Source organism: Bacillus cereus group sp. Bce019 (assembly GCF_051781745.1).
Classification (GTDB): domain Bacteria; phylum Bacillota; class Bacilli; order Bacillales; family Bacillaceae_G; genus Bacillus_A; species Bacillus_A cereus.
In genome coordinates this window covers 38221-54259 of record NZ_JBPWJX010000004.1, presented here as the reverse complement: position 1 = coordinate 54259, position 16039 = coordinate 38221, and the positions used below count along the sequence as shown (strand labels likewise).

Below are 16039 nucleotides of genomic sequence, written 5' to 3'. Positions count from 1 at the left end.
TGTATTTATCTCACTATATTAACTTTTATCATTCTAAAAATATTAAAGAAATTATATCATAAATCGACCATTTTCTTATTCTATATTTCCGATAGTCCTAATTTAAATATCAAGATATCATAACAGTTCAAACTTCGTAACTAACTGAAAATAAAAAAAGTGCAAGAAGAATACCCCTATTCTCCTTGCACTTTTTACTATTATCACAGTGATTAAAGCGTTTACAAATTATTTCAAAATAATTTGTAAATCCATTCATTCATTAATTTTGAGTAGTCAACTAATTCTTCTTCTTTAAAGAAAATAGCAATCTCGCGCTCTGCGCTTTCTAAAGAATCAGAACCATGGATAATGTTTTTCGCAACAGTTACACCGAAATCTCCACGAATTGTTCCAGGAGCTGCTTCATGTGGTCTTGTTTTCCCCATCATGTTACGAGCTGTATCTACTACACCTTCACCTTGCCATACCATTGCGAATACAGGTCCAGATGTAATAAAGTCTACTAACTCACCAAAGAAAGGTTTTTCCTTATGCTCAGCGTAGTGTTGTCCAGCAATTTCTGGAGTGACTTGCATTAATTTTGCACCAACTAATTGAAAGCCTTTTTTCTCAAAACGAGCTACAATTTCCCCAATGAAGGCACGTTGTACACCGTCTGGTTTTACCATTAGAAATGTTTTTTCCATAAAAAATCTCTCCACTTCTGAATTATGTATGTAATTGTATATCCCCACACACATATTATCACCCTTATCACAATTGTGCAATAGTTTTGAAATAGAGAGATTATTTTATTTTTTAGAATAAACCTTAAAATTTTCGTTTTCCAATATACTTTGCAACATTTTGTAATGCGTACTTTGCTTTTCCACGTGGGAGTGGTTTTATTATTTCTAAAGCTTTATGTAAATAACGTTCACTAAACGCAAATGCTTGATCAATTGCTGTACTATTTTTTACAGCATCAATAATTTCTTGCATTTCACTTGCTGTTGAATTTTCATGTACAGATGTGATTTTCTGACGAAGTACGGGATCTTCCATCGCATATAAAGCAGGAAGTGTAATATTCCCTTGTAGTAAATCTCCACCAGCAGGTTTTCCAAGTTTCTCTTCTGTAGAAACGAAGTCTAAAATGTCATCAATAATTTGATAAGACATTCCTACAAAATACCCATACCAAAATAGACGATTTACCGTATCACGATTAGCACCAGCAGCAATCGCTCCCAATTGACAACTCGCGGCAATTAATAATGCTGTTTTTCGCTTTATTCTTCTTAAATACGTTCTTAAATTTTGGTCATAATTGTATTTATCTTTAATTTGTTCAATTTCACCTTTACAGACTTCTAAAATAGTATGTGATAACGCTTGATGTGCCTCTGGAATTTCGATATTGGTTATACATTCAAGAGACTTAGCGAACAGATAGTCCCCTGTATACATCGCAATACGATCTCCCCATTTCGCATTCACAGTCGCACTGCCGCGTCGTAAAAATGCAGCATCAATAACATCATCGTGAACAAGAGAAGCCATATGAATAAGTTCTAACGCAACAGCAACATGCTTAATCGCATCTAACTTATAATCTCCAAATTTCCCTGCAAGCAACACAAATACAGGACGAATTCGTTTCCCACCAGCTTCAATAAGCTGTAATGCTGCCTCTTCTACTAATGGCTGTTCAGAAGCGACTGTCTTTTTTAATTCTTTTTCTATCACATTAATATCCGATCGTAAAAAAGAGTACATAAGTTGTAACTTCATATTGTTCACCTTAACCTAAAACTTCTTTTTTCTATTTTGATTCTGGTTTAATTCCTAAATGCATTGCTGCTACCCCAAAAGTAAATGGTTTCACTTGCACACGTTCAAGTCCAGCTTGCTCAAACATTTGAGCCAATTCTTTCATCCCTGGGAACGTACTAGCAGATTCTTGAAGCCATGAATATTCTTTATAACTTTTCGCAAACATCTTTCCAAATAACGGCATGATATATTTAAAGTATAAAATATACCCTTGTCGAAAACCAATCATTGTTGGTTGAGATGTTTCTAAACAGATTACTTTTCCACCTGGTTTTACTACACGCGTCATTTCTTTTAATACGTGCATATAATCCGGTACGTTACGTAAACCAAACCCAATCGTCACATAATCAAACGTATTATCTTCAAACGGAAGTTCCATTGCATTCCCATGTAGAAGTTCTACTTGTTTTAATTGTAACGCCTCTACCTTTTGCTTACCGACAGATAACATATTTTCACTGAAGTCTAAGCCAACAACCTTTCCTTGCTCACCTACGGCTCCAGCTAGCGCAATTGTCCAATCTGCGGTTCCACAGCATACATCAAGCGCTTGACTGCCTGGTTGTACATCCATAATTCGCATCGTTTCTTTCCGCCACGCTTTATGTCTTTGAAAACTAATTACAGAATTCATCACATCGTATTTATCAGAAATCTTTTCAAATACGTCATGTACTCTTTCTTCTTTTGATTGTTGCATGCTCGTACCTTCTTCCAATGTAAAATTGCTTATGTCTTCTATTTATTCCTTAACACAGAATTTATTTCATTTATGTCTGTGTGATTTTCTAAAAATTGTTTTTCTTTCTTTCTCAATTCCTTCATCCAACCATTAATCACTACTTCTGCTTTATCCCCTAAAGCATCTTGCATAGCTTGAAAAACAGGTGAATGTTGCTTATCAGCATACAATTGAATTTCTTTTTGAAGGCGATTTCCACCTAATACGTATGTGATAAATGGCTTCCAATGTGATAACTGAAAATGATCACATGTTTTTTGAAGGAGCGCAGACTCAATCGTTACTATGCTTTTCATTATGTCATCCGTCGTTTCATGCGCTTTTTGGTATAACATAATTTTGTGTTCATTTATCTCTTTAATTCCTTCAGCAAGTGCACGAATTAAAACAATATCACGATTCATAGACAATAAATAATAATATAGTCCACTATAGTAATCGCCTGCAAGTACTGTTAATTGACGACATTTATGGAATTCAATCTCTTCCTCGCCTGCTTTATTTGATACCCTTTCATGCGTATCAAGCGCAATTTGTACAAGCATAATTGTTACTACGTAATGCTCAATTTGTTCTATATGTAAGTTTGCACTCTTTAAAGCACCATATAACAATGCTATCTTTTCTTCATCAATAAATGGTTCTTCAATATAGTTTATAAAATAAGGATGGCGTAATTTCTCCATCAATTTTTCTTTTATACCCGCATACCCTCCGTAGATGTCACACACAAAAAATCACCCTTGTTTTCTAATTCATAAAACTTATTATAACACATACACTCTATTTTCTATAACCAAAACTTGGCTACACCTACCATTCATGTAAGCAATCTTTCTAATCTCACTCTGTCTAGTTAAAACTATATCATTTATTTACTAAAAAAAAAAAGAAAAGCAGTTTCCCGCTTTTCTTTACTTCGTTTTAATAAACGATAAAATTTCACTGCGCGCTGCAGCATCATTTTCAAGCACACCACGCACTGCTGTCGTTACTGTTTTCGCACCTGGTTTTTTCACACCACGCATCGTCATACACATATGTTCTGCTTCTACTACTACCATTACACCATGAGGCTCTAGTACTTCCATAATAGAGTTCGCTACTGTTGATGTAATACGTTCTTGCAGTTGTGGGCGACGTGCAATTGTATCTACGGTACGAGCTAATTTACTTAACCCTGTTACCTTTCCACCTTGCGGAATATATGCAACGTGAGCAACTCCATAGAATGGTACTAAATGATGCTCACACATCGAATAAAATGGTATATCTTTTACTAGTACAAGCTCTTCGTGATCTTCTCCGAATACTTTATGCAAATGCTCTTTCGGATCTTCATGCATACCTGAGAACACTTCTGCGTACATTTTTGCAACACGCTTTGGTGTATCAAGTACTCCCTCACGATTTGGGTCATCCCCAATCGCCTCTAAAATAAGGCGTACTGCATGTTCAATTTGTTCTAAATTAACTTTTGCCATCCGCTAGCCCTCCCGAAAACCTAAAAGTGATACGAACACATTCTAGCATATTTATGTTTTTAAAAGCAAAAAGAAGAGTTCCCAAAAAGGAAACTCTTCTTCCCTGTTAATATGTAAGGATTATTTAACCGCATCTTTTAACGCTTTACCAGGTTTGAATGCAGGTACTTTACTTGCAGCGATTTCAATCTCCTCACCTGTTTGTGGGTTACGACCTTTACGAGCCGCACGCTCACGAACTTCGAAGTTACCGAATCCGATCAGTTGTACTTTATCACCTTGTTTTAAAGCTTCTAAGATAGAATCAAAAACAGCGTCTACTGCTTTTGTTGCGTCCTTTTTAGAAAGGGAACTTGCTTCTGCAACAGCATTGATTAAATCTGTCTTGTTCATGCCATTCACCTCCTCCCAAAGATAAGACTGTATAATGATCATAAAATGAGTCTTACTTTCATTTGTAGGCAATTTTTGCAAATTCTATACTACAAAGATGTAGATAAATCATTATCAACGCCTATATTATACGATTCTCCTTTATAATTCAATATTTTTAAGGAAATTGTTACTCTTAAAATGTGAAAATCTGATGAAACTTGACAATTTACAACAATGTATTAGATAATGACTGTTTATTTTTCTATTTTATAATCAAAAAAAACAAAAAATCCCTCTACAATGAGAGGGATTTTTTCTTATAGTATAATCGCAATTAATCCGCCAGATCCTTCATTAATAATTCTTTCTAGCGTTTCTTTTAATTTATATCTAGCATTTTCTGGCATTAAAGATAATTTCGCCTGAATTCCTTCTCGAACAATCGAGCTAAGTGAACGTCCAAATATATCAGAATTCCAAATTGATAACGGGTCATCTTCAAAATCTTGCATTAAATAACGAACTAATTCTTCACTTTGCTTTTCAGTACCAATAATCGGCTCAAACGTTGACTCTACATCTACTTTAATCATATGAATAGATGGCGCTACCGCTTTTAACTTCACACCAAACCTTGAACCGTGACGAATAATTTCTGGCTCATCTAAGCTCATATCCGCTAATGCAGGTGCTGCTACACCATATCCTGTTTGCTTAACCATACGCAGTGCATCCGCCACTTGATCGTACTCTATTTTCGCATGAGATAAATCGAGCATAAGCTTTAACAAATGATCTTTCCCTCGAATTTCTACTCCTACTACTTCTTTTAAAATCTGATCATATAATTCATCTGGCGCATATAAATCAATCTCCGCCACACCTTGCCCCATATCAATGCCAGCTAGGCTCGCTCGATCAATAAATTCATATTGACTAAACTGCCAAACAACGCGATCCACATCACGAAGACGTTTTATATCCTTCACAGTTTCTTGAACTGCTTCTTGATAACTTTGACGCAACCAATGCCCTTCATTTAGCACCATTACCCAACTCGGAAGGTTCACATTCACTTCTAATACAGGGAATTCAAATAGCGCTTCACGAAGTACATTATATACATCTGTTTCTCTTAAACTCTCCACACTCATTGCAATAACCGGGATATCATATTCTTCTGATAAACTTTGGCGTAATTGCTCTGTATCTGGATGATACGGCTGTACCGTATTAATTATCATAATGAAAGGTTTTCCTACTTCTTTCAACTCATTTACAACGCGTTCTTCTGCCTCTATATAATCTCTTCTTGGAATTTCACCAATTGTTCCATCTGTTGTAATTACAACACCAATTGTTGAATGTTCTTGAATTACTTTACGCGTGCCAATTTCTGCAGCTTCATGGAATGGAATAGGTTCTTCATACCAAGGGGTATTAATCATACGCGGGCCATTCTCATCTTCATAGCCCTTCGCTCCAGGAACCGTATATCCAACACAATCTACTAATCGAATATTCACTTCAAGTCCTTCATCTACTTCGATAGAAACCGCTTGGTTTGGAACAAACTTCGGTTCCGTCGTCATAATTGTACGACCAGCAGCACTTTGAGGCAATTCATCCTGCGCTCTTTGACGGTCAGACTCATTCTCAATATTTGGAATAACTACAAGTTCCATAAATTTTTTAATGAATGTTGATTTCCCTGTTCGAACAGCTCCTACAACTCCAAAATAAATATCACCGCCTGTTCGTTCTGCAATATCTTTAAAAATATCTACCTTTTCCAAGTGATTCCCTCCCTCAAAATTTTTGGGAATAATTCCGCGTTTATAGTCAACTAATACCTTCTCTAACGTTGCCTATAATATCTGATATAATATAATGGTATTCTAGAAGTTCGGACAATATATCATATAATTTTGTCCAATTTCATATGACTATTAAAAAATATCTTTTGTTTGCATCGTAAGTTGTATAACATAAAAAACCTTTCTTCTAGAACTTATTCACTAAAAGAAAGGTTCATGACTTATCATTTTAAAAAAATTGGTTCTCCGTCCTTTACTGTGTACGGTAAAGAATAAGCTGGTACAAACGGGGAACCTTTCGAAAGTATATTTCGAATATCTTCTCCCTCTGTAAACTGCCCTTCATTTTTTTTCAAAGCGTCATATAAGTCGATTCTATAATCAACAAAAACTTCTCCTTTTTCATTAATTACAAAAGGAAGTCCTTTACCAGAATATGGACTTGTCACTTGTGGCACATCTTTATATCCTAGTTTTTTGAAATCCAATTCATATACACCATCTGAAATTACTTTTTTAAAAGGTGGATATTGATGTTCATCACGATACATCCTAAGCTTTAAAGATAGTTCCTGAATTTGTTCAGCCATCCTAACATCAATTAACTTTACTGTCGGATTTGTTTCAACGTCTATTAATACGTATTGATATACTCCTCCACTTTCATACGCATTCCCTGGCGCTTCTTGTATGTAACGCGGGGCAATCTGTTGAAAATCGATTGGATACTTTTGATAAATAGGTGTACTCATATCCCTCGTCTTAATTGGCAATATCCCATCATTTTGCTCCTTAAATGTCACAACAGCCTTTTGAACAACCTGTAGCTGATCTTCATAAGGAACCGCATTTTGCTTCATATTTTCTTTCGGATACAGACACCCCGTTAAAAGGCTCATACAACAAAATATTAAAATAATATGGAATTTTTTCACTAGCATCACCTTTTCATACTAATCTAATTTGCTCCGTATGTAGTATTTTCGAGACCATTCCATTTACTGCTGTACAGGTCCACTAAATACAACAAGAAAAATAACAATTCCTGACACAATCATAAGGGTGTACGCTACTAACGCTGTAATCCCTTTCAAAAATTTATTCTTTATTCTATGTCTACTTAATAAAATAAAACTTACTGCAAAAAACATAAATCCAATTGCCCCTAAAGCCAACCACATTTTCATAAGCCCTTCCGACATATACACACCCCTTTTTATTAATCTATTTTTATACTATTTTAACAAATTAAAATCTTTAAACAAATACAAAAAGAACATTTTACTACAAATCGCAAGTATATAACTTTAATCAATAGGTTTTCCAGCATTTCTCACCAATCTAGGCAAAAATAAAACCGAAGCGATTGTATCTCTCGCTTCGGTTGACCAAATATGCCCAAAAACAGCTCTATTCCCATTCTTTCATGGCTATCATATGCAATCTCCAAACTCTTTGTTTCTCATAATTTATTTTTTAAACATTTTGCTTAACGAGCCAAAATCTGTTGGCATATTATTATTAATAATCGCTTTTACAATTTGATCCTCTTGCTCTTTCGGCACTTCACGTCCCGCCATAAGAGCCACTTGATGAATTAATTGACGAAGTACAGTTTCATCACGTAAATTCGCATTTTGCACGGATGATGCTAATTTAAAAATATCCTCTTTATTTACTTTCGCTTCCTTCTCAATATTATTAAAAATATTATTATCCATTCTTTTCACCCTCTCCTCAAGTTACTCTTCATCCTATGCAAAAATGAAAAAATGGTGAAAAGACCCAAAAAATAAAAAAGCGACAGAAGTACAAATGTACTTCTGTCGCTTTTCTTTACAGTAAATCAGGTATAGCTTCCACTTCATGTTTTCGAACACGTCCCATCAATGAGCCTACTGCATCTTTTACGTTATTCCCATTGAACAGCACGTCATATAAAGCAGCTGTAATCGGCATTTCAACTTCCATTTTCTCTGCCAATTCATGAGCAGCTTTCGTTGTTCTTACACCTTCCACAACCATACCCATGCTTTCTAACACTTCTTCTAAAGAGTGTCCTTTTCCAAGCATATTTCCAGCGCGCCAATTTCGGCTATGAACACTTGTACAAGTTACAATTAAGTCTCCCATACCAGTTAGACCAGCAAACGTTAACGGATTCCCGCCCATTTTTCTTCCTAAACGAGCAATCTCTGTTAAACCACGTGTCATCAATGCCGCCTTTGCATTATCACCTAATCCAAGACCATCAGTTATACCAGCAGCTAATGCAATAATATTTTTTAACGCACCACCAAGTTCAACTCCAACGATATCTGGATTTGTGTATACACGGAAATAACTATTCATAAATAAATCTTGTACTTCCTCAGCCGCTTCCATACGCTTTGCTGCAGACGTAACTGTTGTCGCTTGTCGTAAACCGACTTCTTCAGCATGACTCGGTCCAGACAGTACAACAACATCTTTAATTAAGTGCTCTGGAATTTCTTCCTCAATCACTTCCGAAATACGTTTTGACGTACCAGGTTCAATTCCTTTGCTCGCATGAATCCAAGTAATTGGTTCAGTAACAATTTCTTTCATCTCTTGTAATACATCTCTGTACGCTTTCGTTGGTACTACTAGCAGTACTGTATTTACATCTACTAATGCTTCTTCTAAAGAAGAGTAGGCTACGATTGTGCTTGGCAATGTAATGCCTGGGAGATATCGACTATTCTCATGTTTCGTATTAATTTCATCCATAAGTTCTGGGCGATTTCCCCAAATACGTACATCATGTCCATTGTCAGCTAATACCATCGCTAACGCTGTTCCCCAGCTACCTGCTCCTACTACTGTGATTTTTGTCATAAAATCACATCCTCTCCATTAGTCTCTTGCTCTAGCGATAATGTGAATCGGCGTTCCTACGAAGCCAAATGATTCACGTAAGCGATTCTTTAAGAAACGCTCATATGAGAAGTGCAATAATTCTGGATCGTTTACAAACACAACAAATGTCGGTGGTTTTACCGCAACTTGTGTTGCATAGAAAATTTTCAGACGGCTACCATTATGAGTTGGCGTCGGATTCATCGCTACCGCATCCATAATTACATCGTTTAATACGTTCGTTTGAATACGGATACTATGACTTTCATTTACCTCATCGATAACCGGTATTAATGTTTGTGTACGTTTTCTCGTTTTTGCAGATAAGAAAACAATTGGTGCGTATTCTAAGAATTGGAAATGAGCACGGATATTTTCTTCAAATGCTTTCATTGTTTTTTCGTCTTTTTTCACTGCATCCCATTTATTTACAACGATAACAACAGCTCGCCCTGAATCATGAGCATATCCAGCGATTTTTTTATCTTGCTCAATAATTCCTTCTTCACCATCTAAAACGACTAAAACAACGTCAGAACGTTCAATCGCTCTTAGCGCACGAAGTACACTATATTTTTCTGTACTTTCATACACTTTTCCTTTTTTACGCATACCAGCTGTATCAATAATTACATAATCTTTTCCATCTTTACTATATGGTGTATCAACAGCATCACGAGTTGTTCCTGCTACATTACTAACAATTACACGCTCTTGACCAAGAAGAGCATTTACAAGTGATGATTTCCCTACGTTTGGACGTCCAATTAAAGAGAAACGAATTGTGTCTTCATCATATCCGTCTTCTTCAATCTTTGGAAAATGTTGTGCAGCTTCGTCTAGTAAGTCACCTAACCCTAATCCGTGTGTACCTGAAATTGGGAATGGTTCGCCAAATCCTAATGCATAAAAGTCATAAATGTCACTGCGCATTTCCGGATTGTCCACTTTATTTACTGCAAGTACAACCGGTTTATTTGAACGATATAAAATTTTTGCAACTTCTTCATCAGCTGCTGTTACACCGTCACGACCGTTTGTCATAAAAATGATAACATCCGCTTCATCAATTGCTACTTCAGCTTGTTGACGAATTTGTGTCAAAAATGGCTCGTCTCCAATATCAATTCCGCCCGTATCAATAATGTTAAATTCATGATTTAACCATTCTCCAGCGCTATAAATACGATCGCGCGTTACACCTGGAATATCTTCTACGATTGAAACTCTTTCTCCAACAATTCTATTGAAAATAGTAGATTTCCCTACGTTCGGGCGACCTACTATCGCTATTACTGGTTTCGGCATATACTTTCATCCTTTCAACTTGCTTCTGTTTATTATGTAAAAAACCCTTCTTTGTGCAAGAAGGGATTTGCATTCCAGAATATTTCTCAACGTATCAAAACACCTCACATTATAACACACGTTGCTAATGTTTCACAATAATATATACATTCTCTTGTAAGCGATGTGCAATACCATCTAAAATTGCTTCTAAATTATTTGCAACAAATTCTAGTTCCTCCGTCGATTCGCAAACGAATAAAGGAGCACCACCTGCAAATTTTTCTGGAGTCGTTGTTATAACTGCCAGAATAACACTTTCTAACATCATCTCTTATCTCCCCTTCCTTTTGGGGCTTCCGATGACATATGGACAGCACTTTCTAACGTTGGTACATTTCCTATGACACCTATCGCTTTCTCTGCATCTTGATCTTGCGGCAGGACAAAAATCCCAACCCTGCCATCCTCTAAATCACGCTTTGCTAACGGTACAAGCGCTGGTGTACCAGAATCTCTATAAATCCCTAACGCTACTGAAACATCGTGTAAAATAGCTTGTCGTTGCCCTAAATTTGAGATTGTAACCATCGCATCAATTGATTTCGGCTTTAAAATAAAACCCATACCATATTTCATAATTTCTTCTTGTCTTGCTGGCAATCCAATATTCATAATGTAAATATTATCAATATAAAGCCCTGCTCCTTCAAAACGAAGCGGAACGTGCTCAATTTCAACAAGATCATGTAGCCTTTTACCAGACATTAATTTTTTCGCGATAAAAAATGCGATTATAGCCATAATTACTCCTGCAATCCATGAACGGAATCCTATATACGCAAACGTCGTTGCAAACGACGTTAACATTGCCAAATAGTTGCGACTTTCAAAAACCAATGCAATTCCTTCAATGTATGTATTTCCACGCGGTACGAGCTCATACCCATCTAATTGTTGAAGCGTATTTCTTTCCATATTACGTACATCACGAAATTGTGTCGCTGCTAATGTAAGAAATGTAATGGCAGAAAAATCTTTTTTCAAAATAGACGGGATTGCAATCGCTCCTAAAGCAGCTGCAATTAACCCCATTGCAATATGAATAATTTTCCCATGTAGCCTCGTCGGATATTGCCGCGTATCCGTCCGAAGCATTAGCACCCTTGTAACTGTCCCCGCTATTACGCCGCATAAAATGGCTGGTGTATATTCAGTCATGTATTACCCTCGCCTTTCTTTTACGTGTTTTTCTCTTAAACCGTTCCATGTATACTGATGCTTTTGCAATCCAAAACAATATTGCCATGAATAATGTAGAAATGGCGACGATATCAAAAAATGCTAAACTACCGTAATCATATGGAAAATTCAATTTCCTAAAAATAAATGTCACTAGCAGCTCTCCTTGTAACATCCCTACATATAGAGAACATAATCGTAATATGCGATCCCCATGCAATAATACCGATGCATACACAAGAGCACTACTTAGCAGAAACACTCTATCCACCACAATCCAAATCGGATCATATATTTCTAACAGATGAAAACTTGTATATAACATTGCAATAATAAGTGCCGAAAGTAAGCTATACAATTTTTTCCAGACGGAATATAGCGTGATCCCTATAAAAGAAATAATACAAAGTAAAAGAGCATTTACTGATACCACGAATGAGGCAATCGTTACATGTAACGGAGAGCAAATTATAAAAATCAGTATACAAGCGCCTAACTTCCACCGGATAGGGTCCTTTTTCATAAAAAAGGTTACAATAATCCACCCTATCCAAGCTACAAAATAAAAAGTACTTCCATCCATCAACTTCACCTCCTATGTTTTCCATTATGGGAACTTTTTATGAAAGTTAATCCACTTTATTTACGCATAGTTTTTTCTTATAACAGCAACACTTTTAACAAGGAGGTGTTATTCATTATGGGTAAAGATCGCCAAGAACGAAAACTACGAGAATCACGCCGCGTTGAATCCAATCGTGATCAATCACTACAATATCCAGGTGCAACTGGACTTGATACACCAGAACAGGCTCGAAAACAAAACCAGCACTAATTAATACAAAAAGACGGTTTCTATATTGTACGAAACCGTCTTTTACATAATCAGTTTAATGATTTCTATTTATATTGAAATAATATTTCGCGCACTATATCCTCCCATTACTTCTTTTTACCTTCACCTATTCCCATTAAAAATTAAGTTCTCTCCAGTAATTCGACAACACACCATCTACATTTTTCAACCCTTTTTCAATTACAATTTTTACGAAATGATATTTTTATATAATGCTAATTCCATTCTCCACTTTATATTACGAAAAAGAATAGAACAAAAAAAAATCAACCGAATGGTTGATTTTTTATCTCCTACTATAATGCGCAGTATCAATACCACGCTGCATTAACCAATGATATGTTTCACCCTTTACAACAAGAGGTACAGATTGCAACTCTTCTATCGTCTTCGCACCAAGAGCTGTCATTATAAATTTCAAATCTGTATGTAGAAGCTCAATTTCATCTACTAACTTCTCGATACCATCTTGCATTAAAATACGTAAAAAATAACCAGCAAACGCAGTTGTATTCGCCCCTAATGCGATTGCTTTCGCTACGTCAAGCGCTGTTTGTATACCCCCAGATGCAATAAAAGAGAGGTTATTATTTGTAGAGGTTGCTTCAATAATCGAGGTTGCTGTTTGTATGCCCCAGTTATTAAAATAAGAAAGCATTCGCTGTCTTCTTTCGTTTTCAACAGCAGCAAAATTCGTACCACCTTGCCCACCAATATCAATTGCTGTTACACCTACGTTCACTAACTGTTGCATTGTTTCCTTACTCATCCCAAATCCAACTTCTTTTACAATGATAGGAACTTTACTATTTAAAACAATTTTCTCAATGCGCTGAAGTACTCCAGTAAAATCACGGTCTCCTTCTGGCATCGTTAACTCTTGTATGACATTTAAATGAATTTGTAATGCATTCGCTTCAATCATATCAACGGCGCGCTCTGCCTGCTCGATAGTTGCCTCACTACCTAAATTAGCAAAGAAAATACCATTTGGGTTTACCTTTCTAATCACCTTATAAGAAGCAGCTTCACTTTCATCTTTTAACGCCGCCATTTGCGAACCTACAGCCATAGCAAGGTTATGATGTTTCGCTACATATGCTAATTGCTCATTAATATGTAACGTTTTCTCTCCTCCACCACCAGTCATCGCATTGATAAAAATCGGCGAACTTAGTGAAAGTTCGCCGATTTTTGTTTCACATGTTATTGTGTCATAATTTGAATTTGGCAAGCTTTGATGCACAAAATCAATATCATGAAAGCCATGCGTACGAGACTGACCAGTAGAAAGAGCGTATTCAATATGATCTAATTTACGTTTTGCCCTTACCACTTGTACCCCTCATTATTTCTTTAATTTTTTCAGTTGTTCACCAATAATATCACTTAATTGGAAAGTAGCAGAATCAGCATTTGGCTCATACTGACTATAATCTTCAGTTACATTATTTTCCTCAAGCGCTTCTTTTATACTTAAAGAAATACGTTTCTCTGCTACGTGAACTTCAAGTACTTTCACTTTTACTTCTTGTCCCATTTCCAATACTTCATTCGGATTTTTCACGTGACGATTTGCAATTTGAGATACGTGTACAAGCCCTTCAACGCCCGGTAAAATCTCAACGAATGCACCAAATGTAACAAGGCGTTTTACTACTCCCTCACGAATATCTCCAGCTTTTATTTCGCCAGCAACGTTTTCCCAAGGTCCTGGTTGAGCTGCTTTAATTGATAAAGAAATACGTTGTGTATCAGCATCAACAGATAACACCTTTACCTTAACCTTTTGACCTTGCTCTAACACTTCAGAAGGTTGCTCTACACGTTCGTGTGAAATTTGTGAAATGTGAACTAAACCGTCCACTCCACCAACGTTAACGAATGCGCCAAAGTCAGTTAATCGTTGTACTGTTCCTTCAACAACGTCCCCTTCTTTTAATGAAGAAATTGCTTCTTTTTTCTTAGAATCTAGTTCTAATTCTACTACCGCTTTATGCGAAAGGATTACACGATTTTTTTCACGGTCTAATTCAACAATTTTCACCGCTAATGTTTTACCTTTATAGTCAGTAAAGTCTTCTACATAATGTACTTCTACAAGTGAAGCTGGAATAAAACCGCGAACACCAAGGTCCACAACTAATCCGCCATTCACAATATCTTTTACAGTAACATCAAATACATGACCAGAAGTAAATTTCTCTTGTAGTTCTACCCATGCTTTTTCTGCATCAACAGCACGTTTAGATAAGACAAGATCATCTTCTTCTAATTTAATAATTTTCAACTCTAGTGTTTGATCTAATTCTACAACATCGCTTGCTTTTTCAATATGAACGTTAGCTAATTCACTAATTGGAATTACGCCATCTGTTTTGTATCCAACATTTACAAGCACTTGTTTCTCTTCAACCTTCGTTACAGAACCTGTAACAACGTCACCAACTTGTAATTCTTTTGAATCCATAACTTCTTCATTCATTTTCTCTACCATGGAAATACCTCCCTACAGAATTGACAAAGCATTTTTTATGTATATACGAAATGAAAACAAAGTTTTCATTTGCATGTTTAAGAATTTCTCATCACATACTCTTTTTCAATAACATTCACAAGAAAATATATTAAACCTATATAAATAGTATACAGCAAAACCAGCTTGAAAAAAGTATGTTTTGAAATATAATAGCGAATATATTCTGACAGTTTTATTCCTCTTTAACTAACTTCTTACAAATCAGCTCATTTGTCAAGGAAAGAGACTCACAATTCACGTATCCTTTACATTTCTATTTAAACAAAAAAAGAAAGAGGACTATCCCCTTTCTTTATTTCGCAAACACTCCAGAAACAATGCTCATAATTTTTTGGACAACTTCTTCAATTGATAAAGAAGTCGTATCTAATTCCAATGCATCATCAGCCTTTTTTAGTGGAGAAACTTCGCGTTCTGAATCTAATTTATCACGCTGAGCAATTTCTTCTTTTAGCTGCTCTAAATTAGATTCGAAACCTTTATTTAAATTTTCTAAATGTCTTCTTTCCGCTCTTTCTTCAACAGAAGCAAGCATAAAGATTTTCACTTCAGCATCCGGTAATACATGTGTACCAATATCACGGCCGTCCATTACAACGCCGCCTTTTTTCGCTAACTCTTGCTGACGACGTACCATTTCTTCACGAACAAGGCGATGTTTCGCTACAATAGATACTCGATTCGTCACATCAGGTGTACGAATTACTTCAGAAACATCTTGTCCATTTAAAAATACAAGCTGTGTATTTTCTCCTTGCTGAAACTCAATATTTACATTCTTTACAACTTCCATTAACTGCTCTTCATTTTCAATGTCTACTTTTTGTTCAAGGGCTGCATATGTAAGCGTACGGTACATTGCGCCTGTATCAATATAAACGTAAGAAAGTTCCTTCGCAACAACTTTTGCCACTGTACTTTTCCCAGCAGCTGCTGGACCATCTATAGCAATTGAAATTCGTTTATCCATTGTAACACCTCATTTTTTCACTTATA

At 36.0% G+C, this 16039-nt stretch carries 19 protein-coding genes; 1 reads left to right on the top strand and 18 read right to left on the bottom strand.

Features of this window, described 5'->3' with window-relative positions; genetic code table 11:
* Positions 1 to 233: 233 nt before the first annotated feature.
* The 15 genes from ndk to ACS2QP_RS08495 all read right to left on the bottom strand — a co-directional run bounded on the left by ndk (position 234) and on the right by ACS2QP_RS08495 (position 12231).
* Complete coding sequence (ndk, locus tag ACS2QP_RS08565; protein ID WP_259809841.1) at positions 234 to 689, bottom strand: nucleoside-diphosphate kinase; 456 nt, start codon at positions 687 to 689, stop codon at positions 234 to 236.
* Positions 690 to 813: 124 nt separating this feature from the next.
* Complete coding sequence (hepT, locus tag ACS2QP_RS08560) at positions 814 to 1776, bottom strand: heptaprenyl diphosphate synthase component II (RefSeq protein ID WP_000776077.1); 963 nt, start codon at positions 1774 to 1776, stop codon at positions 814 to 816.
* Positions 1777 to 1807: 31 nt separating this feature from the next.
* Positions 1808 to 2521, bottom strand: a complete 714-nt coding sequence (gene menG, locus ACS2QP_RS08555; RefSeq protein WP_001187674.1) for a 2-heptaprenyl-1,4-naphthoquinone methyltransferase — start codon at positions 2519 to 2521, stop codon at positions 1808 to 1810.
* 38 nt (positions 2522 to 2559) lie between these two features.
* On the bottom strand, positions 2560 to 3294 hold the full coding sequence (locus tag ACS2QP_RS08550; protein WP_000332847.1) for a heptaprenyl diphosphate synthase component 1: 735 nt from the start codon (positions 3292 to 3294) through the stop codon (positions 2560 to 2562).
* A gap of 183 nt (positions 3295 to 3477) precedes the next feature.
* On the bottom strand, positions 3478 to 4047 hold the full coding sequence (gene folE / locus ACS2QP_RS08545; RefSeq protein ID WP_001151482.1) for a GTP cyclohydrolase I FolE: 570 nt from the start codon (positions 4045 to 4047) through the stop codon (positions 3478 to 3480).
* A 120-nt stretch (positions 4048 to 4167) separates the two neighbouring features.
* Positions 4168 to 4440, bottom strand: a complete 273-nt coding sequence (locus tag ACS2QP_RS08540; RefSeq protein ID WP_001043860.1) for an HU family DNA-binding protein — start codon at positions 4438 to 4440, stop codon at positions 4168 to 4170.
* Between the two features lie 299 nt (positions 4441 to 4739).
* Positions 4740 to 6218 (bottom strand): stage IV sporulation protein A, encoded by a 1479-nt coding sequence (gene spoIVA / locus ACS2QP_RS08535; protein WP_000416519.1) that lies wholly within the window; start codon positions 6216 to 6218, stop codon positions 4740 to 4742.
* Positions 6219 to 6463: 245 nt separating this feature from the next.
* Positions 6464 to 7174, bottom strand: coding sequence for a hypothetical protein (locus tag ACS2QP_RS08530; protein ID WP_000713407.1), 711 nt, complete (start codon positions 7172 to 7174; stop codon positions 6464 to 6466).
* A gap of 63 nt (positions 7175 to 7237) precedes the next feature.
* A complete protein-coding gene (locus ACS2QP_RS08525; RefSeq protein ID WP_001289008.1) occupies positions 7238 to 7441 on the bottom strand; it encodes a DUF2768 domain-containing protein in 204 nt (67 codons plus the stop codon).
* 267 nt (positions 7442 to 7708) lie between these two features.
* Positions 7709 to 7960, bottom strand: coding sequence for a stage VI sporulation protein F (locus ACS2QP_RS08520; RefSeq protein WP_000369754.1), 252 nt, complete (start codon positions 7958 to 7960; stop codon positions 7709 to 7711).
* Positions 7961 to 8075: 115 nt separating this feature from the next.
* Positions 8076 to 9098, bottom strand: a complete 1023-nt coding sequence (locus ACS2QP_RS08515) for an NAD(P)H-dependent glycerol-3-phosphate dehydrogenase (RefSeq protein ID WP_000161763.1) — start codon at positions 9096 to 9098, stop codon at positions 8076 to 8078.
* Positions 9099 to 9116: 18 nt separating this feature from the next.
* Positions 9117 to 10427: a ribosome biogenesis GTPase Der gene (gene der, locus ACS2QP_RS08510; protein WP_001125893.1), complete on the bottom strand. Its 1311-nt coding sequence runs from the start codon at positions 10425 to 10427 to the stop codon at positions 9117 to 9119.
* Positions 10428 to 10551: 124 nt separating this feature from the next.
* Positions 10552 to 10737, bottom strand: a complete 186-nt coding sequence (locus ACS2QP_RS08505) for a capping complex subunit for YIEGIA (protein ID WP_000979059.1) — start codon at positions 10735 to 10737, stop codon at positions 10552 to 10554.
* Positions 10734 to 11627, bottom strand: coding sequence for a YIEGIA family protein (locus ACS2QP_RS08500; RefSeq protein ID WP_000141596.1), 894 nt, complete (start codon positions 11625 to 11627; stop codon positions 10734 to 10736). Before ACS2QP_RS08500 ends, ACS2QP_RS08505 begins: the two co-directional genes overlap by 4 nt.
* Positions 11620 to 12231: a YphA family membrane protein gene (locus ACS2QP_RS08495; protein ID WP_000349103.1), complete on the bottom strand. Its 612-nt coding sequence runs from the start codon at positions 12229 to 12231 to the stop codon at positions 11620 to 11622. The genes ACS2QP_RS08500 and ACS2QP_RS08495 overlap by 8 nt, the downstream gene beginning before the upstream one ends.
* Before the next feature lie 117 nt (positions 12232 to 12348).
* Between ACS2QP_RS08495 and ACS2QP_RS08490 the strand changes: the two genes are divergently transcribed.
* Positions 12349 to 12483: a YpzI family protein gene (locus ACS2QP_RS08490; protein ID WP_438882333.1), complete on the top strand. Its 135-nt coding sequence runs from the start codon at positions 12349 to 12351 to the stop codon at positions 12481 to 12483.
* Between the two features lie 307 nt (positions 12484 to 12790).
* Here the strand turns inward: ACS2QP_RS08490 and ACS2QP_RS08485 are convergent, their stop codons facing one another.
* The 3 genes from ACS2QP_RS08485 to cmk form a co-directional block, all read right to left on the bottom strand.
* Positions 12791 to 13840, bottom strand: coding sequence for a type 2 isopentenyl-diphosphate Delta-isomerase (locus ACS2QP_RS08485; RefSeq protein WP_000251036.1), 1050 nt, complete (start codon positions 13838 to 13840; stop codon positions 12791 to 12793).
* Positions 13841 to 13852: 12 nt separating this feature from the next.
* Positions 13853 to 15001: a 30S ribosomal protein S1 gene (rpsA, locus tag ACS2QP_RS08480; protein ID WP_000229559.1), complete on the bottom strand. Its 1149-nt coding sequence runs from the start codon at positions 14999 to 15001 to the stop codon at positions 13853 to 13855.
* A gap of 334 nt (positions 15002 to 15335) precedes the next feature.
* The gene (gene cmk, locus ACS2QP_RS08475) at positions 15336 to 16013 is read right to left on the bottom strand and encodes a (d)CMP kinase (protein ID WP_061456975.1); all 678 of its coding nucleotides are present in this window, start codon (positions 16011 to 16013) and stop codon (positions 15336 to 15338) included.
* Positions 16014 to 16039 lie beyond the last annotated feature (26 nt).

What these genes read in the sequence shown, in the direction of transcription:
- hepT (WP_000776077.1), bottom strand. Translation starts at nt 1,776, where the DNA reads ATGAAGTTACAACTTATGTACTCTTTTTTACGATCGGATATTAATGTG.
- der (WP_001125893.1), bottom strand. Translation starts at nt 10,427, where the DNA reads ATGCCGAAACCAGTAATAGCGATAGTAGGTCGCCCGAACGTAGGGAAA.
- ACS2QP_RS08525 (WP_001289008.1), bottom strand. Translation starts at nt 7,441, where the DNA reads ATGTCGGAAGGGCTTATGAAAATGTGGTTGGCTTTAGGGGCAATTGGA.
- ACS2QP_RS08515 (WP_000161763.1), bottom strand. Translation starts at nt 9,098, where the DNA reads ATGACAAAAATCACAGTAGTAGGAGCAGGTAGCTGGGGAACAGCGTTA.
- ACS2QP_RS08520 (WP_000369754.1), bottom strand. Translation starts at nt 7,960, where the DNA reads ATGGATAATAATATTTTTAATAATATTGAGAAGGAAGCGAAAGTAAAT.
- folE (WP_001151482.1), bottom strand. Translation starts at nt 4,047, where the DNA reads ATGGCAAAAGTTAATTTAGAACAAATTGAACATGCAGTACGCCTTATT.
- menG (WP_001187674.1), bottom strand. Translation starts at nt 2,521, where the DNA reads ATGCAACAATCAAAAGAAGAAAGAGTACATGACGTATTTGAAAAGATT.
- ACS2QP_RS08495 (WP_000349103.1), bottom strand. Translation starts at nt 12,231, where the DNA reads ATGGATGGAAGTACTTTTTATTTTGTAGCTTGGATAGGGTGGATTATT.
- cmk (WP_061456975.1), bottom strand. Translation starts at nt 16,013, where the DNA reads ATGGATAAACGAATTTCAATTGCTATAGATGGTCCAGCAGCTGCTGGG.
- ACS2QP_RS08500 (WP_000141596.1), bottom strand. Translation starts at nt 11,627, where the DNA reads ATGACTGAATATACACCAGCCATTTTATGCGGCGTAATAGCGGGGACA.
- ndk (WP_259809841.1), bottom strand. Translation starts at nt 689, where the DNA reads ATGGAAAAAACATTTCTAATGGTAAAACCAGACGGTGTACAACGTGCC.
- ACS2QP_RS08490 (WP_438882333.1), top strand. Translation starts at nt 12,349, where the DNA reads ATGGGTAAAGATCGCCAAGAACGAAAACTACGAGAATCACGCCGCGTT.
- ACS2QP_RS08505 (WP_000979059.1), bottom strand. Translation starts at nt 10,737, where the DNA reads ATGATGTTAGAAAGTGTTATTCTGGCAGTTATAACAACGACTCCAGAA.
- ACS2QP_RS08540 (WP_001043860.1), bottom strand. Translation starts at nt 4,440, where the DNA reads ATGAACAAGACAGATTTAATCAATGCTGTTGCAGAAGCAAGTTCCCTT.
- rpsA (WP_000229559.1), bottom strand. Translation starts at nt 15,001, where the DNA reads ATGGTAGAGAAAATGAATGAAGAAGTTATGGATTCAAAAGAATTACAA.